The sequence below is a fragment of the Pseudomonas sp. AU12215 genome, assembly GCF_001675465.2.
GTDB classification, from domain to species: Bacteria; Pseudomonadota; Gammaproteobacteria; order Pseudomonadales; family Pseudomonadaceae; genus Pseudomonas; species Pseudomonas nitroreducens.
This window is the reverse complement of the sequence record NZ_MACM02000177.1, coordinates 34,392-55,752: the sequence shown is the minus strand read 5'-3', so window position 1 is coordinate 55,752 and position 21,361 is coordinate 34,392. Positions and strand designations below refer to the sequence as shown.

The 21,361-nt window shown below is 62.5% G+C and carries 20 protein-coding genes and 1 pseudogene; 14 read left to right on the top strand and 7 right to left on the bottom strand.

The window, feature by feature from the left end; all coding sequences use genetic code 11:
- The 3 genes and pseudogenes from A9513_RS35890 to A9513_RS36685 all read left to right on the top strand — a co-directional run.
- Positions 1-175 (top strand): annotated as a pseudogene (locus A9513_RS35890) (IS30 family transposase); the annotation flags it as partial.
- A 166-nt stretch (positions 176-341) separates the two neighbouring features.
- Positions 342-2,183 (top strand): ATP-dependent endonuclease, encoded by a 1,842-nt coding sequence (locus A9513_RS30485; RefSeq protein WP_176707300.1) that lies wholly within the window; start codon positions 342-344, stop codon positions 2,181-2,183.
- Between the two features lie 357 nt (positions 2,184-2,540).
- Complete coding sequence (locus A9513_RS36685; protein ID WP_255302907.1) at positions 2,541-2,744, top strand: hypothetical protein; 204 nt, start codon at positions 2,541-2,543, stop codon at positions 2,742-2,744.
- A gap of 1,260 nt (positions 2,745-4,004) precedes the next feature.
- Here the strand turns inward: A9513_RS36685 and ycaC are convergent.
- Positions 4,005-4,634, bottom strand: coding sequence for an isochorismate family cysteine hydrolase YcaC (gene ycaC / locus A9513_RS30475; protein WP_045214256.1), 630 nt, complete (start codon positions 4,632-4,634; stop codon positions 4,005-4,007).
- A 357-nt stretch (positions 4,635-4,991) separates the two neighbouring features.
- Between ycaC and A9513_RS30470 the strand changes: the two genes are divergently transcribed.
- Positions 4,992-5,213, top strand: coding sequence for a DUF1654 domain-containing protein (locus tag A9513_RS30470; protein WP_024763117.1), 222 nt, complete (start codon positions 4,992-4,994; stop codon positions 5,211-5,213).
- Positions 5,214-5,304: 91 nt separating this feature from the next.
- Complete coding sequence (locus tag A9513_RS30465) at positions 5,305-6,363, top strand: hypothetical protein (protein ID WP_065086357.1); 1,059 nt, start codon at positions 5,305-5,307, stop codon at positions 6,361-6,363.
- 38 nt (positions 6,364-6,401) lie between these two features.
- Here the strand turns inward: A9513_RS30465 and A9513_RS30460 are convergent, their stop codons facing one another.
- Complete coding sequence (locus A9513_RS30460) at positions 6,402-6,725, bottom strand: hypothetical protein (protein ID WP_037014990.1); 324 nt, start codon at positions 6,723-6,725, stop codon at positions 6,402-6,404.
- A 292-nt stretch (positions 6,726-7,017) separates the two neighbouring features.
- Here A9513_RS30460 and A9513_RS30455 point away from each other — a divergent pair, with 292 nt between their 5' ends.
- The 3 genes from A9513_RS30455 (at position 7,018) to A9513_RS30445 (ending at position 9,621) form a co-directional block, all read left to right on the top strand.
- Positions 7,018-7,902, top strand: a complete 885-nt coding sequence (locus A9513_RS30455) for a LysR family transcriptional regulator (protein ID WP_024763114.1) — start codon at positions 7,018-7,020, stop codon at positions 7,900-7,902.
- A gap of 177 nt (positions 7,903-8,079) precedes the next feature.
- A complete protein-coding gene (locus A9513_RS30450) occupies positions 8,080-8,916 on the top strand; it encodes a bifunctional allantoicase/(S)-ureidoglycine aminohydrolase (RefSeq protein ID WP_024763113.1) in 837 nt (278 codons plus the stop codon).
- Positions 8,917-9,099: 183 nt separating this feature from the next.
- Positions 9,100-9,621: a hypothetical protein gene (locus A9513_RS30445; protein ID WP_065086356.1), complete on the top strand. Its 522-nt coding sequence runs from the start codon at positions 9,100-9,102 to the stop codon at positions 9,619-9,621.
- A 4-nt stretch (positions 9,622-9,625) separates the two neighbouring features.
- Here the strand turns inward: A9513_RS30445 and A9513_RS30440 are convergent, their stop codons facing one another.
- Positions 9,626-10,474, bottom strand: coding sequence for a CAP domain-containing protein (locus tag A9513_RS30440; protein WP_024763111.1), 849 nt, complete (start codon positions 10,472-10,474; stop codon positions 9,626-9,628).
- A gap of 241 nt (positions 10,475-10,715) precedes the next feature.
- Here A9513_RS30440 and A9513_RS30435 point away from each other — a divergent pair, with 241 nt between their 5' ends.
- Positions 10,716-12,158, top strand: a complete 1,443-nt coding sequence (locus A9513_RS30435; RefSeq protein WP_065086355.1) for a diguanylate cyclase — start codon at positions 10,716-10,718, stop codon at positions 12,156-12,158.
- 7 nt (positions 12,159-12,165) lie between these two features.
- On the opposite strand, the gene A9513_RS30430 is transcribed toward A9513_RS30435, so the two are convergent.
- Positions 12,166-12,459, bottom strand: coding sequence for a putative quinol monooxygenase (locus tag A9513_RS30430; RefSeq protein WP_024763109.1), 294 nt, complete (start codon positions 12,457-12,459; stop codon positions 12,166-12,168).
- A 169-nt stretch (positions 12,460-12,628) separates the two neighbouring features.
- Between A9513_RS30430 and A9513_RS30425 the strand changes: the two genes are divergently transcribed.
- Complete coding sequence (locus A9513_RS30425; RefSeq protein ID WP_024763108.1) at positions 12,629-13,213, top strand: NAD(P)H-dependent oxidoreductase; 585 nt, start codon at positions 12,629-12,631, stop codon at positions 13,211-13,213.
- A 256-nt stretch (positions 13,214-13,469) separates the two neighbouring features.
- Positions 13,470-13,751 carry a peptidylprolyl isomerase gene (locus A9513_RS30420; RefSeq protein WP_024763107.1) on the top strand — a complete coding sequence of 94 codons (282 nt, stop codon included), beginning with the start codon at positions 13,470-13,472 and terminating at the stop codon, positions 13,749-13,751.
- A gap of 58 nt (positions 13,752-13,809) precedes the next feature.
- On the opposite strand, the gene A9513_RS30415 is transcribed toward A9513_RS30420, so the two are convergent.
- On the bottom strand, positions 13,810-14,436 hold the full coding sequence (locus tag A9513_RS30415; protein ID WP_024763106.1) for a LysE family translocator: 627 nt from the start codon (positions 14,434-14,436) through the stop codon (positions 13,810-13,812).
- A gap of 203 nt (positions 14,437-14,639) precedes the next feature.
- On the bottom strand, positions 14,640-15,299 hold the full coding sequence (locus tag A9513_RS30410; RefSeq protein ID WP_024763105.1) for a response regulator transcription factor: 660 nt from the start codon (positions 15,297-15,299) through the stop codon (positions 14,640-14,642).
- A 27-nt stretch (positions 15,300-15,326) separates the two neighbouring features.
- Here A9513_RS30410 and A9513_RS30405 point away from each other — a divergent pair, with 27 nt between their 5' ends.
- The 3 genes from A9513_RS30405 to A9513_RS30395 all read left to right on the top strand — a co-directional run bounded on the left by A9513_RS30405 (position 15,327) and on the right by A9513_RS30395 (position 19,764).
- Entirely contained in the window at positions 15,327-17,081 is a 1,755-nt protein-coding gene (locus A9513_RS30405) for an ATP-binding protein (RefSeq protein WP_065086354.1), read from the top strand.
- A gap of 136 nt (positions 17,082-17,217) precedes the next feature.
- A complete protein-coding gene (locus tag A9513_RS36745) occupies positions 17,218-18,534 on the top strand; it encodes a PAS domain-containing methyl-accepting chemotaxis protein (protein ID WP_024766402.1) in 1,317 nt (438 codons plus the stop codon).
- A 114-nt stretch (positions 18,535-18,648) separates the two neighbouring features.
- Positions 18,649-19,764 (top strand): PilT/PilU family type 4a pilus ATPase, encoded by a 1,116-nt coding sequence (locus A9513_RS30395; protein WP_065086353.1) that lies wholly within the window; start codon positions 18,649-18,651, stop codon positions 19,762-19,764.
- Between the two features lie 316 nt (positions 19,765-20,080).
- Here the strand turns inward: A9513_RS30395 and A9513_RS30390 are convergent, their stop codons facing one another.
- Positions 20,081-21,310: an SGNH/GDSL hydrolase family protein gene (locus A9513_RS30390; protein WP_065086352.1), complete on the bottom strand. Its 1,230-nt coding sequence runs from the start codon at positions 21,308-21,310 to the stop codon at positions 20,081-20,083.
- Positions 21,311-21,361 lie beyond the last annotated feature (51 nt).

Sequence of the window (21,361 nt, the reverse complement as noted above, 5' to 3'; positions counted from 1 at the left end):
CCGCCAGTACCTGCCCAAGGGCACGGACTTGTCGGTGTACAGCCAGGAGCAGTTGGATGCCATTGCCTACGAACTGAACATCCGACCGCGCAAGCGCTTCAATTGGAAATGCCCGATTGAGGTCATGACAGAGGTAGTGGCGTTGCAGCATGATGCACCTGCTTCAATCCAGTAACCGTGTTGCACTCAGCTTCTGCAACCGCCCATTCAAATCATCCCTTGATGTAACTCATTGTTTTATGTCCTCCATGGTACAGAACTTAACGCTAAGGCATGGTAGTAGCAAGACCGCAAGTCAAGACCATTAGAAACGCTGATACTCGAAACGGATTTTTGGGGCAGTGATTAGAAAGACGAAAAGCCCCGCCTTGTGCGGGGCTTTTTTATTAGGGCATAAAATGCAAATAACCAATATCACCCTACATCGCTTTAAAAAATACAGGGAAAAGTCCATCTCGATAAACTCCGGACTATCACTGGTCGCAGGTGCAAATAACTCTGGAAAGACCACCGTACTGCAAGCATTTGCAGTATGGGAGTTCTGCAAAACAGTTCTTGAAATGGAAAAAGGCCCCCAGAGCATACGTATAGGATATGCGGGGCAAGGCCTTGGAATGGGAAGCGACGAATTCTTAGTACTTAATATTTCATCTTTAAAGCACTTGTGGACAAATTTAAACCCACAGCGCATAGATGAACAAGATGGATACACCCTCTGGATCAGAGTTGACTGGAGCTTTGAAAATCAAGAAAAACATTTAACCATAGCTCTATCACTAGCTAACGACCGAATTTTTATAAAAACAAAATCAACCAATGTCAGAGGAGACGAAAGAACCCCAAACATAATATATATCCCTCCATTTGCAGGGATCACAATAAAAGAGCAAAAATCCAGCCCCGCACAACAGCGTCGCTTGATAGGCCAAGGCCTACCCGGAGCGACCATAAGATCAATTCTTCTGAACATCTACAACAAAAATCAAGAAAAACGGTCCCAACTCAAGGATAACAACAGAAGAATATCCCGCGCCCAACTTCAGCAACTACGAAACACAGATCCGTGGGAGCTTTTATCAACCATCGTAAAGGAGGTTTTCAAAACCGAGATAACCATAAATCCATACAATGATGCCTACCACACCTATATAAGGCTCACAACTCACAAGGGAAATTTCAACGAGGCTGGCAAATTTGTCAGATACCCAAGTTACAGCGTTCGGGACTTGACAGCGGAAGGAAGTGGATTTCTACAGTGGCTGAGCGTATTTACCTTCGCCCTCTCCCCTGAAATCGACATGGTATTACTGGATGAGCCAGACGCACACCTTCATCCAACCTTGCAGCATGAAATAATAAAGCAACTCGAAAAGGTATCTCAAACAACAGGAAAGCAAATATTCTTTAGCACTCACTCACCAGAATTAATAAAAGCCCATCCAGCCGAAAGAATTTTATCAATAACAAATAACAGCACAAAATACCTTCGCGATGACCAAGGAAAGATAAGCTCACTCTCTGGTATCGGAAGCGATTATTACCCACTGCTAGACAATACAAAAAAAATCAAGAAAATCCTTTTTGTAGAAAACCAATCAGACGCTACAACCATCTTCAAGGCAGCTGAAAAGCTAGGAATAGATCTTAAGTCAAAGCTAGTTGTATGGCCCTGGGTTTCGAGAGGATCAGAACGCAAGCATCTCTTCAATCAGTTGATCATTGAAATTCCACAGCTTCGTGGAATTAGTTTGAACGACAGAGACAACGAAGAACTCGGCACCATTAGATACAACGATCTTAATGACAATATTTACGGCGACCCTACGAACGAGACCCGATTATTCTTCAAAAAATGGCGAAGACGCTATATTGAAGGATATTTACTACATCCAGATGCAATAGCTAGGGCTGCTAATCGAACTGCTGACGAGATTATCAATCACGTATCAGAGAATTTTGCGATAAATATTGGCGGTAGAATAGTCCGGCAGGAAAACGAACCCGAAGCACTATTAGACTGCCGTGCCAAGACCGTCATGTCAGAGCACCAGAACAGCATTCAAACTGCATTCGGGATAGACAAATACGCAATTGCAAACGAGATGCGAGCGGATGAAATTCACGAAGATTTCTTCATTTTGATTAACGAGATAATTGATAAGCTGCAAATCAACTTGAACTGATAGCTATCTCGTGACGCTTGACCTTAATCACTCAAGCTCATAATCTCGCCGCCGGCGCCTAAGAAACGCCTGTCACGTAGCGGCCTGACCGCTCCCGAAAGTTAAGCGGCTTTTTCGAGCACGCTGGATTCATTCGTCCTCGAAAAACCTCTGCGACGTCGGGAGTGGGCTAATACAAGACCCGGAAGGGGAATACGTCCGGCCCTCTACGTGGGGTTTCTTAGCTCCCGGCACCCAGCCCTAAGAAAGCTGGCCAAAATCACGTAGAGGTAATGGATATGCCTATCACCCCCAGCCTTCGCCCCGAAGGTGCTTCGCTGTACCCGCCCTCTTCGCCCTCCTTCCCGGAGGTGCGCCATGTCTGAAGAGGTCCTGATCCCCACCGAATTCATCCGCCACAAGCGCCTGCTGCGCGCTGTGCTGCTGGAAGACCAGTGCTGGTTCTGCGCCCACGATCTGGGCCGGCTGATCGGCTCGCCCTATCTGGCCGAGCGCGTGGAGCGCAACCTGGACGACGATCAGTTCCGCCGCGCCTGGGTGCGCGATGGCAGCGGCGATTAGGTCGATGAGCTGCTGATCAGCGAGTCGGCGGTGTATGCGGCGTTGATTCACCTCTTCCATCCGGAGAATCGCAGCGTGCGGCAGTGGTTGTCGCAGCAGGTGATTCCGACGTTGCGCGATCAGCATCGCAGTGATCGTGGCGAGCCAAGGCGGGAAATGCTGCGCGGGCCGACGGAGTCGTTGTCGGTGTTGAAGTGGCAAGGTGTGTTGTGGGTGCCGTATCGGCAATGGCCGGAGTTGAGTGGTCGGTTGGAGGGTGGTGAGTAGGATGGCGTGGAGCGGAGCGATACCCATAGCTCTGCTCTTCCCTTCGCTGCGCTGGTCTTTCGTAGGAGCGGACTCCGTCCGCGATGTGTCTGCCTAGCACCTTTGTTTCCCGCCTCGCGCCGGCGTGCGCGCGGGCTTTTTGTTTCGCCCCCTCGGGCGAGTTACTTTCTCAAACGCCAGAAAGTAACCAAAGGGCTTGCCCCTACATCCGGCTTTTCGCTTCGCGAAAAGTACCCTCGGTTCTTCGGAGTTTCAGGGGCCCGCGGCGAAGGGCCGTCCCTGGCCCATCGCCGCTCTCGCGACATCCATGTCGCTCAACCCCTGAAACTCCGATCACCTTCGGCCTCCTGAAAGGGGCAGTTCGGAGTGCGCGGGAGTTTCTCTGGAAGACTCACAAAAGCCAAAGCGAGAGCCGGGGCCGAAGCCGGCAACTTTGTAGGAGCGAGCTTGCTCGCGAACCGCACTCTGCCGGCGCCCGGTAATGGCTTTTGTACGGTCAGTCGGAGGTGTTTCGCGAGCTTGCGATTCGGCTCTGGCTTGATAAGTCTTCCAGAGAAACACCCACGTACTCCGAGTGCCCCGTTCAGGAGGCCTCGTTGAATTGGAGTTTCAGGGGTTGAGCGGCATGGATGCCGCGAGAGCCGCGATGGGCCAGGGATGGCCCTTCGCGGCGTGCCCCTGAAACTTCGATTCRACGAGGGAATTTTTCGCCTAAGCGAAAAACCGGATGTCCGGGGCAAGACCTTTGCCCACTTTGGGTCGTTTGCCAAAGTGGGTCGCCCGAGGGGGCGAAACGAGAAGTCCAAGCGCACGCCGATGCGACGCGGGAAACCAAGGCGCGAGGCAGACACATCGCGGACGAAGTCCGCTCCTACGAGTACGCATCGTGCCACAGCAGGTTCGCGAGCAAGAACTAGGCGTCCCCCTCGCTCCTACAAAAAGCAAAAAACCGGAGCCCCTTTCGAGGCTCCGGTTTTTCATATCAGCGAGCTGTTACTTGCCCGCAGTCAGCGCGTTGTAGCTGGTCATCAGATTCCGGTAATCCGGAATGTGATTCGAACACAGCGCCGCCAGCCCTTCGATATCGTTGCGCCAGTCGCGGTGCAGCTCACARGCCACGCCGAACCAGGTCATCAGCTGCGCACCGGCCGCTTCCATCCGGCGCCAGGCGGCGTCGCGGGTCATCTCGTTGAAGGTRCCGGARGCATCCGCCACCACGAACACRTCGAARCCTTCCGCCAGGGCCGACAGCGCCGGGAACGCCACGCACACCTCGGTCACCACGCCGGCGATGATCAGYTGCTTCTTGCCGGTGGCCTTCACYGCYTTSACGAAGTCCTCGTTGTCCCAGGCGTTGATCTGGCCRGGACGGGCRATGTACGGSGCGTCCGGGAACTGCGCTTTCAGCTCGGGAACCAGCGGGCCGTTGGGGCCGGTTTCGAAGCTGGTGGTGAGGATGGTCGGCAGRTTGAAGAACTTCGCCAGGTCGCCCAGCGCCAGCACGTTGTTCTTGAACTTGTCCGGATCGATATCGCGRACCAGCGAGAGCAGACCGGCCTGGTGRTCGACCAGCAGTACGGCGGCGTTGTCTTTRTCCAGGCGGTTGTAGGTRGCGTTGGTCATGGTGAAATCCTCGATTTGCTTTCAGTGGGTGCCGGCGCTGCCGGAAAGGGTTTGGACTCGTTTTGCAGTGCGTCACTGCATGGAACAAAGATTAATTTCGACACCCTTTATGCACCAGACGGCAAAAATCAGATCTAGCGTTCCATTTTCAGAACGATAGCGACAGACCAACCCCCAACTCTACGGCTCCAGGCCTGAACTCCTAGGCAAATGCCGCCCACCACTGAAGACACCGTCCCAGAGCCTTCCGGTTTCACACCCATCGGAAACCCACCTACCGATGGTCACGCAGGCCTTTACAAGAAATACTGTATTTACATACAGTATTTTCCATCCATCCCGACCTGGAGGCTTCCCATGCACGCCGCAACCTACAATCAGCTGTCCGCCCGCGTGAACGCCCTGCTGGCAGACCCGACCACCCTGAAGAACCTCGGCATCACCCTGCGCCGCGAACCCAGCGACGACTCCGCCGCCTGGAGCCAACTGGTCACCGATCTGCGCCAGGCACCGAACCTCACCTTGCTGCCCCTGCAGGACGGCGCGATTCGCCTGGCGTGGCATAGCTGGCTGGATTGAGTTCTGTCTCCACTACGCACTAGCTGATGACAGTGTTGGCATCGCTCCCTACCATGCAGGCATTCAGCCAGCAGTCGTGCAAGGAAGCGATATGGAAAGATGGAGTGACCGACCTGCGCCCGAGCAGGACCCAATTGATCGATTCGCGGCGATCAGTTCGGTTTTCTTCAAGCGCTACTCCGCGCAGATTGCCAAGTTCGCCCCGCCAGCAGCGGGGTTCGCGCTTTTCCTGCTCTACTTCCATACCAACCACTTCTACCCAAGCTTCGACCTACTACAGTTTTCATCGCTGCTACTGGGGGCCGGAATGGTCGGTTTTCTCATCATCGGGCTGCTGATGGTTGGGTTGCTGGTGCCAGGACTGGTGATTTTCCATGGCTTCATCGATCGCCCGGAGATTCGTGCCGCCATCCTCCGATGGTTCGGTCCGCACGAAGTGCGAGAGCTTCGCAAAGCATTTGGTCTACTGTCGCTGATGTATGCAGGCCCATACAGCCTCACCTCCATCATCCTGTCCTCGATACTTCTGCACTTTCCTGCTCACTACATCAAGGCACTCATTCTTGCGCCCATTGCCGTGTGCCTGCTGTTCGGCATCGCCATCCAACTGACTCTCAAACTCCCGAGGAGCACATTTCTGCGTTTCGCCTACTGCGCCTGGGTGCCAGTAATGATGGTGGGTATCGTGGCTTTCTCGGTCATCGCCAATACCGCTCAATTTATCGATGGAATCGAGAATGGCGATCTGAAAACACTGGCCGTCTACTTGATACCCCTAGGGGCCTGCCTAGCCGCTGCCATGTGCGCCGCTGGAAGCTTTGGCGGTTTCACTTACGCTGTTCACTTCGCCCTATTCTTCGCCTTGGCTATCGCCTTCTACAGCGGAGTTTTGGCCGGAATGCCGGACCGCGTAGTGCGAAATCTAGGACTGGGCAACTATGAGGCGCAGAGTGTCGTGCTGGAAAAAGGCTACTGCGACGGCGCACCACCGAAAGACTTGCCGCTCACATCAGAGTGCGAGTTGAGGAATGTACAGGTGGTCTGGTCGATGGGAGACGTATTCACCTTCCGAGTTGGCAACGCCAAAGACCCTCACCAGATTCAGCTACCCAGCCGATTCGTGAAGGCCATCGTACGTAGCACAAACTAAATCCAGGATGGACCACGAACCTCCCATCCCGGCGAGACTTATGGCGCCCCCATCCGCGCCGTATCGGCGATGGCGTTGCAGGTTTCCGGATTCAGGCAGTAGGTGATGTAGGTCACCTGCTTGTTACAGCCGCGCACGCCAATGGTGTACTCGGTGCGCTCCATGGCCCGGCGCACACTGGTGACCTTGCTCGACAGCACGCTGCTGGTCACCGCCTCACAGTTCATCTCGAACTTCGCCCGCGACTCGGTGGCCTTGATCGCGGCCTGCTGGTTGGAGGCGAGGAACTCTTCGTTGCTCATGCAACCGGACAATGCGGCAACCGCAGCCAGCACCGGCAGGGATATCGGTAGACGGTTCATGGTGACGCTCTCCGTGTGGCTCCCCCGGATATGGTCAGCTTCTGGAGTCTAGATCGCGGCAGGAGAATTGGTGGAGGGCCGGGAACCCTGCTCCCGCGAACCAGCCCTCAGCTCTGCCTGCTTTTTGTAGGAGCGAGGGGGACGCCTAGTTCTTGCTCGCGAACCACGCCACGCCGGAGCCGCCGGAAGCTCCGTTCGCGAGCAAGCTCGCTCCTACAGGTGATGGATACATTGCCCGTCCGGCGCCCGGACGGTTAAATGCACCGTCAGCATTCAAAAAACCGATACCGCCATGAGCGACAGTGACAAACCAAATACCCGCCTCTTCGACCTCGATCTGCTGCGTGCCATCGTCACGGTGGCCGATTGCGGCAGCTTCACCACGGCGGCGACGCGGCTGCATTCGACCCAGTCGACGGTGAGCCAGAAGATCCGCCGGCTGGAAGAGATGGCCGGGCATCGGCTGCTGGAGCGTGGCAACCGCGATGTGCTGCCCACCGATGCCGGGGATACCCTGCTGGGCTATGCGCGGCGGCTGCTGGCGTTGAATGACGAGATGGTCGAGGCGCTGTCCGGGGCGACGGTGGCGCTGACGGTGCGCATCGGCGTGCCGGATGATTTCGCCACCGGGCGAACGACCGAGCAGTTGGCGGCCTTCAACCGGGCCTATCCGCAGGTGAAGCTGGAAGTCACCAGCGGGCTGAGCCGCGACCTGTCCGCCAGCTACGACCGCGGCGAGCTGGACCTGGTGCTGCTCAAGCAGCGGCAGAACGCCCGTGAGGCGGTGGCCTGCTGGCCGGAGAAGACGCGCTGGGTGGATAGCGCGAAGAACGCCTGCATCGAACTGGACCCGCTGCCCATCGTGACCTTCCCGCCGCGCGGGGTGTACCGCGACGAAATGATCGCCGCGCTGGAATCCATCGGCCGACGCTGGCACATCAGCTTCACCAGTTCGAGCCTCTCCGGCATCCAGTCGGCCATTGCCGACGGCATGGGCATCGGCCTGCTGCCGCAACGCGCGGTGACGGCGGAGCACGCGGTGCTGCCGAAGAATACCGGGCTACCCTCGGTGGACGTGTTCGAGGTGGCGATGCTGCACCGGCCGGCGGTGGACCCGATGGTGAAGGAACTGGCGCGGGTGCTGTCGCGGGTGTTGGCGCAGGATACGAAGGGCTGAACAGCATTCGAAAATCGAATACAGCGAATTCCAACATTTAATTTGTGCATGAACACGCCACTGGATATCGTGGTCTCCAGCGACGGCCAGCGCACCGACAAGCGCGCCGCTCTGCACCCATTGCTCACCACGGCGCCGCACGCGCCGGGCAGCAAGACAACAATGAGGAATCACCCCATGGCCAAATCCACTTATTACGCGCCGCACGGCGGGCACCCGGCACAGACCGAGCTGCTCACCGACCGCGCCATGTTCACCGAAGCCTATGCCGTGATCCCCAAGGGCGTGATGCGTGACATCGTCACCAGCCACCTGCCCTTCTGGGACAACATGCGCATGTGGGTCATCGCCCGCCCGCTGTCGGGCTTCGCCGAAACCTTCTCGCAGTACATCGTCGAGCTGGCGCCCCAGGGCGGCAGCGACAAGCCCGAGCAGGACGTCAACGCCGAGGCGGTGCTGTTCATCGTCGAGGGCGAGCTGAGCCTGACCCTGCAGGGCGAAGTGCACACCATGAAGCCGGGCGGCTATGCGTTCATTCCGCCGGGCGCCGACTACAAGGTGCGCAACACCAGCGGCCAGCACACCCGCTTCCACTGGATCCGCAAGCACTACCAGAAAGTCGACGGCGTACCGCTGCCCGAAGCCTTCGTCACCAACGAGCAGGACATCGAGCCGAAGGTGATGCCGGATACCGAAGGTCGCTGGAGCACCACCCGCTTCGTCGACATGGCCGACATGCGCCATGACATGCACGTGAACATCGTCAACTTCGAGCCGGGCGGCGTGATTCCGTTCGCCGAGACCCACGTGATGGAACACGGCCTGTACGTGCTGGAAGGCAAGGCGGTGTACCGCCTGAACCAGGACTGGGTCGAGGTGGAAGCCGGCGACTTCATGTGGCTGCGCGCCTTCTGCCCGCAGGCCTGCTACTCCGGTGGCCCCGGCCGCTTCCGCTACCTGCTGTACAAGGATGTGAACCGCCAGATGCGCCTGACCCTGAACCAGGCTCACTGACAGGCAGGTTCAGCGGGGAAGTCGTTGCGACTCCCGCGCATCACACGAGAAACCGGCGCCCAGGCGCCGGTTTTTCTTTGGGCGATTCGGTCGGTGTCGTGACCGGGCTCGCATGGCAGGCGCCGCCCAGTCTGCTAAAACGTCTGGCTGAAGGACGTTTCGCAGTCGCCCAGGAGAAAACACATGGATGTCCGGTTCTTGCCGCAGCCCGAATTCGACAACGTCCATTTCTATCGCGCCATGACCCTGCTGATTCTGCTGGCGATGGCCGCCTTCACGCTGATCAAGATGTTCAGCGGCGCCATCGGCGTATTCTCCGGCCTGCCCCTGTTCCTGCTGCTGCTCGGCTGGCGCTTTGCCGTGGAGTGGAGACGGGTTTCGCAAGCCGAACCGGCCTTCATCGACAAGGGCGAGCTGGTGCTGTGCGGCAAGCAAAGCCACCGGCAGATCGCGCTGGAAAGAATCAGCTCGGTACGCAGCCGCCACAGCCTGTTCATGGTGCGGCGCTATCGCTCCTGGTCGGAGCACCTGGGGTTCGTGGAGTTCACCCTGAACGACGGCGAGCGCGTGTCCACGCTCGCCGAAAGCCAGGTGTTCGAACGCCCGGCGGCATCAGGCACGCTGGCGGCCATCGAGGCGGCCATCCTGGAGGCCAAGGTGAAGCGCCAGGCCAGCGAGCCCGGCGCTGTCAGCGGCGGTCGATAAGGGCTCAGGGCGAACCGAACATGGCCGTCCAGTAGATGCCCGCGTCGCTCTTCGGGTCCGCCGCGTAGGCCGCACCCAGTTCGCTGTACTGCGGGTTCATCAGGTTGGCGCAATGGCCGGGGCTGGCCAGCCAGCTGTCCACTACCTTCTGCGCGTTGCCCTGCCCGGCGGCGATGTTCTCGCCGATGCGCTGGCCGGCATAGCCGTCCAGTTCCGCGCGGTCGCCCGGCGTGCTGCCGTCGCGGCCCTTGTGGTCGAAGTAGTTGTTGTTGGCCATGTCGCGGCTGTGGGCTTCGGCGGTGCCGCCCAGAGTGGCGTTCCAGCTCAGGGCGCCCGCCGGGCCGAAGGCCTGCCCGCCGCACTGGCGGCCTTTGCCGCGCGCGGCGTTGATCGCCTGCAGCAGCTGTTGCCCTTCCGCCTCCCAGGTGCCCAGCTTGGCCTGTACCAGCTGCCGGCCAAGCAGCACGCGCCAGTCATCGCCCTCGCGGACGATGCCGACATCGACGAACTGCGGGTCCAGCAGCACCTGGCAGAAGCTCTCCTGCAGCGCCTTCATGGCGGCCGTCACATCGCGCGGGCCGGTGAGGCTGAGCATGCGCACGCTGCTCATCGGATAGCCGGCCTGGTTCAGTGCGGCCTTCCACTCACCCGCCGAGGCCGGTAGCGCCAGGCGCGAATCCGGCGACAGCGGCGGCAGCACCTGGGACGCCTGGCCGGCGCAGGACTGCACATCCCCGCGGTAGGCGTTGATGGCTTCGAGCAGCTGATCCTGATCGCTTGCGCTGGCGGAAGCGGCGGCGCACAGGCCGAGCGACAACAGCAGGCTGCGCAGAAGGAACGACTGGCTGGGCATGGACGGCTCCGATGATCGAAAAGGGCTCAATGATGCGTGATTTCTCGGCATTTGGCTGCGGCTGCCGCGTTCGAGTTCCGTTGGCGGAAAAACCCGGAAAAGGTTGCGGTTCGCCGCGCACGGAAAATTGCCAGGCGGCCTGACATGGGGCAAGGGGGCTTCGAACTGCCGCTATATGCCGCCCGACATATCGGACAATTGAGGTACCTGAACATCGACCGAGCCATGCAGGAGGTACGCCGTGCTCAAACCGATTCGCGTCTTCTGCCTCACCTTCCTGCTGGCGGTGCTCGCCTCGCTGCTGGCCGGCTGGCACATGCTGCAGATGAAGCAGGATGCGCTGGCTTACGCCCACGCCAGCGGCAAGAACACCCTGCTGCTGGTGGAGCGCGAGTTCCACCGCGACCTGGACGTGCACGCGCAGACGCTGCTGACGCTCTCCAACGTCATCACCGGCCCGGCGACGCCGGACCTTTCCCAGCAAGTTCTACAAGAACTGGTCGAAGGCCACGCCGCCGGCTCGATGCACGCGGGCACCCTGGTGGTGACCGACGCCCACGGCCAATTGCTGGTGGACTTGAACCACGCCGGCGAGTCGAACCGCGACCTGTCCATGCGCGACTACTTCACGATGGCGCGTGACAACCCCGGCCGGTTGTTCCTCAGCCATCCCTTCACGCCGTCCTATCCACGCTCCTCCAGCAGTACCGCGCTGAGCCGCGCGGTGGTCGACAAGGACGGCCAGTTCGTCGGCGTGGTCGCCGCGATCAAGGAGCTGCAACACCTGGAATCCTTCGTGCGCGGCCTCGACCTGGGCAAGCACGGGGTGGTCTCGATCCGCCTGCTAGACGGCACGGTGCTCGCCCAATGGCCGCCGGAACTGCCGCGTTCGAGCGAGGGAGAAGTCGGCACCTTCCGCGAGTTCGTCGACAGCGGCCGCAACGACTACTTCCGCCAGCAGGGCGGCAGCTCGGACGCCTACTGGCGCGGCTACCGGCGCATCGGCGACTACCCGGCGGTGGTCTCGGTGGAGCTGTGCCGTGAAGCGATCCTGAACACCTGGACCGCGCGCACCTGGATCACCAGCGGACTGCTGGTGGCGATCAACGCCGCGACGCTGTTCTTCGCCTATCGCCTGACCCGGCACCTGCGGCGACGCGACGCCAAGGAAAGCCGCCTGCGCGCCGAGGCCGGCACCGACCCGCTGACCGGCCTGCACAACCGTCGCTGGTTCGACGAGAAAGCCGAGCGCGAATGGCAGCGCCGGCGCGCCGGCGACGGCCTCCTTGCGGTACTGATGATGGATATCGACCAGTTCAAGGCCTACAACGACCACTACGGCCACCCGCGCGGCGACCTAGCGCTGATCAACGTGGCGCACCTGGTCGGCCAGGGCTGCCAGCGCGAGGACGATGGGGCGGCCCGCTACGGCGGCGAGGAGTTCGTGATGATCCTCCCCGGTTGCGACAGTGCGGCTGCCGCACGCGTGGCCGAGTCGATCCGCCGCTCGGTGGAGGAAACCGCGCTGCCGCACGAGAAGAGCACGCGCGGTATCGTGACCATCAGCGTCGGCGTGGCCAGCACCTCGGATACCGCGGCAGACAGCATCCAGGCGCTGATCGACGCGGCGGACGCCAACCTCTACAAGGCCAAGGAAGCTGGGCGCAACCGGGTGGTGGCCTGAGTGGCGGTCAGCGTGGCGCCATCACCTCGACTTCCTGGATGTGGAAATCGCGGCGCAGGTATTCCATGCGCCGCTCGTGGAACTCGCGCATGTGCGGCAGCGCGGTGTGAATGGCCAGGTGTTCGCGGCTCTGCCAGACCTCGAAGAAGGTGAACAGGGTCGGGTCGTTCACGTCGCGCAGCATGTGGTACTGCACGCAGCCGTCTTCGGCGCGGCTGGGCGTGAGGTAGGCACGGAACAGGTCTTCGAAATCCTGGGATCTTTCGGGGCGGGTGTGGGCCTGGAGGATGAAGGCGTACATCGGATCGGCGTTCCTGGTGAGTGGATGGATTGCCTAATCCTGACGCAAATCAATCAACTCCATTTTTGAATCTCACGCACGGATCATTTGTCCGGAAGCGGGTTTTTCCGTCCTGCCGCGCTCGATATTCTGCCGCCATCGACTTTCCATCCCCTTGCGGAGCCCACTCATGAAAAAGATCCTGCTGATCAATGGCGGCAAACAGTTCGCCCACTCCGACGGCCGCTACAACGCCACCCTGCACGAAGCTGCCATCGCCCACCTGGACCATGCCGGTTTCGACGTGAAGGAAACCTTCATCGACGGCGGCTACGACATCCAGGAAGAAGTGCAGAAAATGCTCTGGGCCGATGTCATCGTCTACCAGATGCCCGGCTGGTGGATGGGCGCGCCCTGGACGGTGAAACAGTACATTGACGAAGTCTTCACCGCCGGCCACGGCAGCCTCTACGCCAACGACGGCCGCACCCGTTCCGATGCCTCGCAGAAGTACGGCAGCGGTGGCCTGCTGCACGGCAAGCAGTACATGATTTCGGCCACCTGGAACGCGCCGCAGCAAGCCTTCGACGACCCGACCGACTTCTTCGAGGGCAAGGGCGTGGACGCGGTGTACTTCCCCTTCCACAAGGCCAACCAGTTCCTCGGCATGACCGCACTGCCGACCTTCCTCTGCGTGGACGTGATGAAGCGCCCGAACATCGAAGGTGATGTCGAGCGCTACCAGCAGCACCTGAGCGAAGTGTTCGGTGCCTGAGGCCTGATCGCCATCACCCTGCGGCGTACCACGCCCTGCATGAATGTTCGCTGCGCTGATGCCGGGCGTATCGCAGAACATAGGATGGGTGGAGCTTGCGCTAACCATCAGCAATTACCCCACGGAAATCGCTGGGTATCGCTGCGCTCCACGCCATCCTGCAAAAGCGGGCAAGCCACCTGCCGTCTGGCATTGGGTTCAGGCCCGGAATCGGCTAGGCTTCGCTTTTTCCTACTGCCTGTTCAGGAGTTATCCCATGGCCCGTGCATCCGCCCGTCACATCCTGGTTTCCAGCGAAGACAAGTGCAACGAACTCAAGACCCAGATCGAGAACGGCGCGGATTTCGCCGCCGTCGCCCGCGACAACTCCACCTGCCCGTCGGGCCGCAGCGGCGGTGACCTGGGCAGCTTCCGCCCGGGCCAGATGGTTCGCGAATTCGACCAGGTCGTGTTCAGCGCCCCGCTGAACGTCGTCCAGGGCCCGGTGAAGACCCAGTTCGGCTACCACCTGGTGGAAGTGACCAGCCGCGAGGACTGATCCGCTTCGCCCGCGCCGCACCCGACTAAGGGAGCGGCGCGCCCCTTCCCTCCCCGCTTCATACCGGCCCGCCGCGGGCCACCAGCATCACCCCCAGCCCCACCAGAATCGAACCGCACACCCGCGGCATCACCCGCTGCCCGCGCCCCTGCCCCAGCGCGCCCAGCAGCAGCGAGGCGAATAGCACGGCAAGCACGTCGGCGGTGGAGAACACCAGGTTGACGATCATCCCCAGGATGAAGAACTGCAGGCCCACCGGCAGGCTGGCGGCCGGGTCGACGAACTGCGGCAGGAAGGTGAGGAAGAACAGCGCCGTCTTGGGATTGAGTACCTCCACCACCATGCTGTCGCGCAGTACCTTCGGCCGGGTTTCGATGCCCTCGCCATGCTCGGACCGGCGGCGGCCGAAGATCATCGAGCCGCCGAGCCAGATCAGGTAGGCGGCCCCCGCCAGTTTCAGCGCAAGGTAGAGATTGGGCGCGTGGTGCAGCAGCGCGGCGAGCCCGGCGCTGGCGGCGAAGATGTGTACATAGCAGCCCAGGTGGATGCCCAGCGCGGCGTGCAGTCCGGCGCGGCGGCCGTGGGCGAGGGTCTGCGAGGTCATGTAGAGGATGGCCGGGCCGGGCATGCAGGCGAAGGCCAGCGTCGCCACGGCGAACGAGGCCCAATAGGCAGGCAGTGTCATGGAGTGATCCTTCCCTTGATCGGGTATCGGCCGACGCGCATCGACGTGGCGCCTGGTCCGTTTCGCAAGGTTAGGGAGTGAGGCAGGACCGGCACATACGGCAGTTGCCGTATTTTTCCCCGGCCTGCGGGACGCTAGTCTCTGCCGAACCCTCCACCGACAGGACGCGCAGCATGCGCATGCAGGCAAGGCACTGCTTCGACTCAGGCGCTGGGAATGCCCAGGCGCACCGCGTAGGCCGCGAGCTCGGCAGTGCTGTGCAGGTCGAGCTTGCGCATCAGGTTCTCGCGGTGCTTGCGCACGGTCAGCGGGCTGATGCTGAAGTGTTCGGCGATCTCCCGCGCGCTGCGGCCCTGGGCGGCCAGGGAGAGAATCTGCCGCTCGCGCCGGGTCAGCTCCACGGCCGAGAGCAGATCGGCATCGCCCTGCGGGCGCGCGGTCGGGCTTTCCAGCTGGAAGCGCAGGGCGCGCGCCAGGTAGTGCTGCCCGCTGCGCAGGGCAACTATGGCTTCGAGCAGTTCGGCGGTGTCCTCGCCCTTGCTCAGGTAGCCGTGTACGCCGGCATCGAGCACCGAGCGCACGGTCGCCAGTTCGGTGTTGGCGGTGAGCACCAGGATTCTCAGCCGGGGATGGCGCTGGCGCAGTTCATGGATGAACTGCAGCCGGTTGAGGCCGGGCATGTTCAGGTCGAGCAGGAGGAGATCCGCACGCTGCTCCTCCAACAAAGCCTGCAGGCGCAGGCCGTCCGCCGCCTCGCCGACGATGCGGATGTCGTCCAGGGTCGACAGCAGCAGGCGCAGGCCGTCCCGTACGATGCCGTGGTCATCGGCGATGAGCACCCGCAGTTCGCGCTTCCCTTCCATCACTCGTCTCCCTGAGGCACTACGGACATGCATAACAGCCTGCAACAGCGCGACCTGGTCGATCTCTTGTTCCGCCAGTCGTATGCCGTGCTCTTCGCCAACCTGGTGATTCCTCTGCCGGTGCTGTACATCTTCCGTAATGCCATGGCGCCGACGGCGATGGCCTTCTGGCTGGCCGTGCTCTACTCGCTCACGCTGGCGCGGATTGTCCTGGCACGGGCGTACTTCCGGCAAGCCCCTGCGCGCACGCTGGGCAAAAGCTGGCTATGGAGCAATACGCTGCTGTCCTGGGCGAGCAGCCTGCTGTGGGGCTGGCTGGGCTGGGTCGGCTTCGTCCACGGCGATCCACAACTGTTCGCCTTCACCTGCATCGTGCTCACCGGTCTGGTGTGTGGCGCGGTGCCGTCGCTGTCGGCCCATCCACCGGCCTATGTCGGCTCGCTGGTCGCCATGCTGCTGCCCGTGCTGGTGCTGTGCCTGAGCGTAGCCGACGAGCAGCACACCACCTACAGCTTCTTCATCCTGTGCCTGGCCGGCGTCAACCTGTACTACAGCCGGGTGACCTACCGCAGCCTGTGCGAAACCATCCGCCTGCGCCAGGAAAACTCCGACCTCGTGCAGGACCTGCGCGAACAGCGCGACCGCGCCCGCGCCGCCGACCAGGCCAAGTCGCGCTTCCTCGCCGCCGCCAGCCACGACCTGCGCCAACCGATCCACGCCCTCGGGCTGTTCGTCGGCGCCCTCGCCGCCCTCGCCGAACGCGGCCCGGTCGACGCCCGCCAGGCGCGCGACATCGCCACAAGGCTGCGCGCCATGCTCGGCAACCTCGGCGACCTGCTCAACGGACTGCTGGACATCTCGCGGCTCGACGCGGGGGTGGTGCCGGTAGCACGCGAACCTATCTCGCTGCGCAAGCTGTTCGGCGACCTGCAGGGCGAGTTCGCTGGCACCGCCAGCGAGCGCAATCTTCGCTGGCGCGTGTGTGAGAGCCGATTGTGGGTGGACAGCGATCCCCTGCTGCTCAAGCGCGTGCTCGACAACCTGCTGAGCAACGCCTTCCGCTACACCCGCAGCGGCGGTGTGCTGCTGGGCTGCCGTCGGCGCGGCCGGGAGCTGGAGATCCAGGTGATCGATACCGGCGTGGGTATCCATTCCAGCCAGCAGGAGGTCATTTTCGACGAGTTCGTCCAACTGCATAACGCCGAGCGCGATCGCAAGCAGGGCCTCGGCCTGGGTCTGGCCATCGTGCGTCACACCGCGCGCCTGCTCGGCCATCGCCTGATACTGCATTCCCTGCCCGGCCGCGGCTCGGTATTCAGCCTGCGCGTACCACTGGCCGAGGCGCCGCTGCAGGTGGCTGCGCCGCCGGAGCCGGGCGAACGCGGCCCCGGCCTGGGCATCATGGTGGTAGAGGATCAGTACGACGTGTTGCACGCGCTGTGCAACCTGCTGGAGGTCTGGGGCCATCGCGTCTACCCCGGCACCAGTGCCCTGCTCGCCTGCCAGCGGCACATCGAGGCCAGCCATCTTGGCCACGCACCGGTGGACCTGATCCTCACCGACTACCGCCTGGGCGAAGGCCAGACCGGTGCCGATGCCATCCGGCGCATCCGCAGCTACCTGTCGCGCCGGGTACCGGCGTTGATCGTCACCGGCGACACTTCGCCCGAGCGCCTGCGAGAAGCCGCCGCCAGCGGCAGCCAGTTGCTGCACAAGCCACTGGATACCGACCAGTTGCGCGCCGCGATCGACGTCAGCCAGGAGCTCTCGAGCGCGGTCTGAAGAATGGCGCGGCCCCTTGCTCCACGCGGGATGCGCCAAGTCATCAGGGGCTAAAGTCGCGGCGCGATCAGCCGATGAAATGGGTGAAACGAATCGGCAGCAGCCTTCGTGCCTCACCACTAGAGAAAGCCCACGAATGTTCAACTCGCGTCTGAAGCAGGAACTGGCCGCCCTGCGTGAAGAACTCGCCTCCGTCGAAGAGATCCGCGCCAGCCTCGATGCGGAAATGCTCGTGCTGTTCCTCGACCCGCGAGGCCGCATCGAGTCGGTGAACGCCAACTTCGAGAAGGAAATGCTCCACCGCGGCGACCAGCTCAAGGGCCGTCCGTTGCTGGACCTGATCCCCGACCACGTGCGCGGGCTGGACTTCCATCTGAAGGTGAAGCACGCCATCGAGCGCGGCGAACACCTGGCCGGGGTGATCCGCCTGCTGCGCGGCAACGGCGAGGAGGCCTGGCTGCGTTCGATCCTGCAGCCGGTGCACGACGCCGCCGGGGTGATCCAGCGCTTCTCGATCTACGCCAGCGATCTCACCCGCACCATCGAGAATTCCCGCGAGCATGAGAACCTGATCGAGGCGCTGCAGCGCTCCACCGCCGTGATCGAATTCAACCTGCAGGGCGAAGTGCTCACCGCCAACGACCGCTTCCTCGACGCCATGGGCTACAGCCTGGCGCAGATTCAGGGCAAGCATCACCGGATGTTCTGCGAACCCGCCGAATACAACTCCCCGCAGTACGAAGCCTTCTGGGCCAAGCTGCGCCGCGGCGAGTTCGTCGCCGACCGTTTCAAGCGCGTCGACAGCCGTGGCCACGAAGTGTGGCTGGAGGCCTCCTACAACCCGATCATCGACGCCCACGACCGCCTCTACAAAGTGGTGAAGTTCGCCACCGTGATCACCGAACAGGTGCGCCGCGAACGCGCTGTGGCCGAGGCCGCGACCATCGCCTTCGACACCTCGCAGACCACCGACGACAGCGCCACCAAGGGCGCTTCGGTGGTCCAGCAGACCGTCGACGTGATGCGCGAACTGGCCGACCGCATGCAGGAAGCCGCCGAGGGAATCGAGGCGCTGGATCGCCAGTCCCAGGCCATCGGCGCGCTGGTGCAGAGCATCCGCAGCATCGCCGACCAGACCAACCTGCTGGCGCTAAACGCCGCCATCGAGGCAGCCCGCGCGGGCGACCAGGGCCGCGGCTTCGCGGTGGTCGCCGACGAAGTACGCCAGCTTGCCTCGCGCACCAGTGCCGCCACCGAGGAAATCACCCGCGTGGTGGAGCAGAACCAGCACCTGGCAGGCCAGGCCGTGGCCATGATCGACCGCGGCAAGCAACAGGCCGAACTGGGCCTGGAGCTGTCCGGCCAGGCTGGCACGGTGATCATCGAGATCCAGGACAGCGCCCAGCGCGTGGTCAACGCCGTGGGCCAGTTCGCCAACCAGCTGTCGACCTGATGCGCTTGCCTGCGGCACGTCAACACGGCTTGCCGCAGCCTCCCCTAGTCTCCCGTCCGGCATTGCAGCTAGGCTCAATGCAGATGCGACCTCTCGCCATCCAAGGACGAACCCATGAGCGACACGCCCCTCCCCGACGTCATCCAGTATCTGCGCCTGCTGCCCGAGCGCGGTGGCTCGGACATGTTCTTCAGCGTCGGCGCGCCACCGCACCTGAAGGCCGAAGGCCATAGCCAGCCGGCAGACGATCGCGTGCTGCAGCCCGGTGAAGTGAAGACCCTGGCGTGGCAGCTGATGTCGCCGGCCCAGGTGCAGGACTTCGAACGCGACCTGGAGATGAACCTGGCGCTGAGCGTGCCGGACGTCGGGCGCTTCCGCGCGAATATCTACTACCAGCGCGGCGAAGTGGCGATGGTGGTGCGCTTGATCAAGCAGGTGATTCCCGACGTCACCTCGCTGGGCCTGCCGTCGATCCTCGACAAGCTGGCGATGCAGGACCGCGGGCTGATCCTGGTGATCGGCGCGGCGGGCGCGGGCAAGTCGACGACCCTGGCGAGCATGCTGGACTTCCGCAACCGCCACCGCTCCGGGCACATCGTCTGCATCGAGGACCCCATCGAGTTCCTCCACATGCACAAGAAGTCGATCATCGACCAGCGCGAGGTCGGCCTGGATACCCACAGTTACGAGGACGCCCTGCGCAACGTGCTGCGCGAGGCGCCGGACGTGATCATGCTCGGCGAGATCCGCGACGCCGCCACCATGCAGCATGCACTGCACTACGCCGAAACCGGCCACCTGTGCGTCGCCACCCTGCACGGCACCAGTTGCCGCCACGCCATCGAGCGCATCACCCGCTTCTTCCCCGACGAGGCGCGCCCGCAGGTGCTGGCCGACCTGTCGCAGAACATTCTCGCCCTGGTCGGCCAGCGCCTGGTGCCCGGCACCCACCAGCGCCGCGCCGTGGCGGTGGAGCTGGTGCTGGGCACGCCGCACATTCGCGGCATCATCCAGCGCGACGAACTGCCCGAGCTCAAGGGCGCGGTGGAGCGCGCGCTGGAAAGCGGCATGCAGAGTTTCGACCAGAGCCTCTACAAGCTGCTGGAGGAAGGCCGCGTGAGCGTGGCCGATGCACTGAAGTTCGCCGATTCGCGTACCGACCTTGCACTGAAGATCAAGCTGGAGCGCGGGATGGATGCCGACGGCGTGGGAACGGTATTCGGCAGTTGAACGCGCCGGCTCCGAATGTGCGAAAACATGGCCAATCGCGGACAGAGTTCGCTCCTACGCCGCCTCTTGCCAATAAAGCAGAAACAATTGTCTTCTTCGAGGAAGTCCGTAGCGATGCATTCCCCTCACCCCAGCCCTCTCCCTCAGGGAGAGGGGGCAGTCCGAACCGGCTGACGCGAAGATTTTATCCTGCACCGTACGGTCCCCTCTCCCCCCGGGAGAGGGTTAGGGTGAGGGCCGACGCACGCACAGAGGCATCTTGTAGGAACGGACTCCGTCCGCGATCGCTTCCCGGCCACTCCCCTCGCGGAAGACCTCACATCCCCTTCAGCAATGCCTCGATATCCACACTCTCCGCCATCGCCCGGTTCCCCGCATCGCCGGGGTGCAGGTGGTCGCCGCTGTCGTAGGCCGGTAGCAGGCGCAGCGGGTGAGCGGGGTCGCGCAGGTGCGCGTCCAGGTCCACCACCGCATCGAATTCCCCGCTCTGGCGAATCCACTGGTTTACCCGCTGGCGCAGCGCTTCCTTGTTGGCCGCGTGGTAGTTCTCTATCGGTGAGCCGCTGAGGGCGCGCTCGAATGGCAGGATGGTCGCGCCGACGATACGCACGCCGCGCACATGGGCCTGGGCAATGAGCTGCCGGTAACCGGCGACCAGGTCCTGGTACTGCACCAGCGGGTTGTTCGGCGCGAAGGTACTGCCGGGCCAGGAGATATCGTTGATGCCCAGCAACACGATGGCCGCCTGCACGCCCGGCTTGCCCAGTGCGTCGCGCTGGAAGCGCGCCAGGGCGCTCTGCCCCATGCCGTCGGAGAGCAGCCGCCCGCCGGAAATGCCGGCATTGATCACTCCCACGCCGCGCGCTGCCAGCCGCTGCGCCAGCAGGTCCGGCCAGCGCTGGTTGCCGTCCAGGCCGGCGCCACGGCCATCGGTGATCGAGTCCCCCAGCACCGCCACCACCGGCCGCGGCTCGGGGTTTTCCACCAGCACATCGGCGAGGAACAGCCGCGCTTCCATCTTGCCGTCCACCGGCAGGAACACTGCATCGAGTTGTTCGCCCGGCCCGCCATGGACGCGCTGCTTGCCGTCCCAATGGAAGGTTTCGATGGCGGTCGGCTGCGGCAGATAGATCGACACCGCCAGTTCGCCCAGCGCCGGGACGGCGAGGTCCAGCGGATCGCTCAGCAGCTCGGCGCCCGGCGCGATATACGCCGTGGGCTGGCCGGCGAAAGTCAGCCGATGGCTGGGGCCGCCAAGCCGCCCGACCGGTGCAGCCAGTGCCACGGCCGCCCCGCCGATCGCCACCGGCTGGCTACCATAGGCGTTGGACAGCGCAATGCGCACACGCTGGCCGCCGAGGCTGACCTTCACGGTCTGCCGCAGCGTCTGGTTGCCGATCTGCGTCGGTACGCCCAGCGGCAGCGGCACCTCCTTGCCCCAGGTGCGTTGCGGGCTGGCGCTCCAGGTGGCCTGCCAATGCCCTTCATCCGCCTGCGCCAGCGGCAGGACAAGGGCAATCAGGGCAGCGAGCAACAATCTGTTCATGGCATTCCTCGAAATCGGTGAAGGGGTTGGCCACAGGCTCTGCCATTCCCA

What these genes read in the sequence shown, in the direction of transcription:
- A9513_RS30425 (WP_024763108.1), top strand. Translation starts at nt 12,629, where the DNA reads ATGAAAAAGATCCTGCTGATCAATGGCGGCAAACAGTTCGCCCACTCC.
- A9513_RS30390 (WP_065086352.1), bottom strand. Translation starts at nt 21,310, where the DNA reads ATGAACAGATTGTTGCTCGCTGCCCTGATTGCCCTTGTCCTGCCGCTG.
- A9513_RS30430 (WP_024763109.1), bottom strand. Translation starts at nt 12,459, where the DNA reads ATGTACGCCTTCATCCTCCAGGCCCACACCCGCCCCGAAAGATCCCAG.
- A9513_RS30470 (WP_024763117.1), top strand. Translation starts at nt 4,992, where the DNA reads ATGCACGCCGCAACCTACAATCAGCTGTCCGCCCGCGTGAACGCCCTG.
- A9513_RS30395 (WP_065086353.1), top strand. Translation starts at nt 18,649, where the DNA reads ATGAGCGACACGCCCCTCCCCGACGTCATCCAGTATCTGCGCCTGCTG.
- A9513_RS30450 (WP_024763113.1), top strand. Translation starts at nt 8,080, where the DNA reads ATGGCCAAATCCACTTATTACGCGCCGCACGGCGGGCACCCGGCACAG.
- A9513_RS30460 (WP_037014990.1), bottom strand. Translation starts at nt 6,725, where the DNA reads ATGAACCGTCTACCGATATCCCTGCCGGTGCTGGCTGCGGTTGCCGCA.
- A9513_RS30465 (WP_065086357.1), top strand. Translation starts at nt 5,305, where the DNA reads ATGGAAAGATGGAGTGACCGACCTGCGCCCGAGCAGGACCCAATTGAT.
- A9513_RS30415 (WP_024763106.1), bottom strand. Translation starts at nt 14,436, where the DNA reads ATGACACTGCCTGCCTATTGGGCCTCGTTCGCCGTGGCGACGCTGGCC.
- A9513_RS30420 (WP_024763107.1), top strand. Translation starts at nt 13,470, where the DNA reads ATGGCCCGTGCATCCGCCCGTCACATCCTGGTTTCCAGCGAAGACAAG.
- A9513_RS30445 (WP_065086356.1), top strand. Translation starts at nt 9,100, where the DNA reads ATGGATGTCCGGTTCTTGCCGCAGCCCGAATTCGACAACGTCCATTTC.
- A9513_RS30410 (WP_024763105.1), bottom strand. Translation starts at nt 15,299, where the DNA reads ATGGAAGGGAAGCGCGAACTGCGGGTGCTCATCGCCGATGACCACGGC.
- A9513_RS36685 (WP_255302907.1), top strand. Translation starts at nt 2,541, where the DNA reads ATGTCTGAAGAGGTCCTGATCCCCACCGAATTCATCCGCCACAAGCGC.
- A9513_RS30440 (WP_024763111.1), bottom strand. Translation starts at nt 10,474, where the DNA reads ATGCCCAGCCAGTCGTTCCTTCTGCGCAGCCTGCTGTTGTCGCTCGGC.
- A9513_RS30455 (WP_024763114.1), top strand. Translation starts at nt 7,018, where the DNA reads ATGAGCGACAGTGACAAACCAAATACCCGCCTCTTCGACCTCGATCTG.
- A9513_RS30405 (WP_065086354.1), top strand. Translation starts at nt 15,327, where the DNA reads ATGCATAACAGCCTGCAACAGCGCGACCTGGTCGATCTCTTGTTCCGC.
- A9513_RS36745 (WP_024766402.1), top strand. Translation starts at nt 17,218, where the DNA reads ATGTTCAACTCGCGTCTGAAGCAGGAACTGGCCGCCCTGCGTGAAGAA.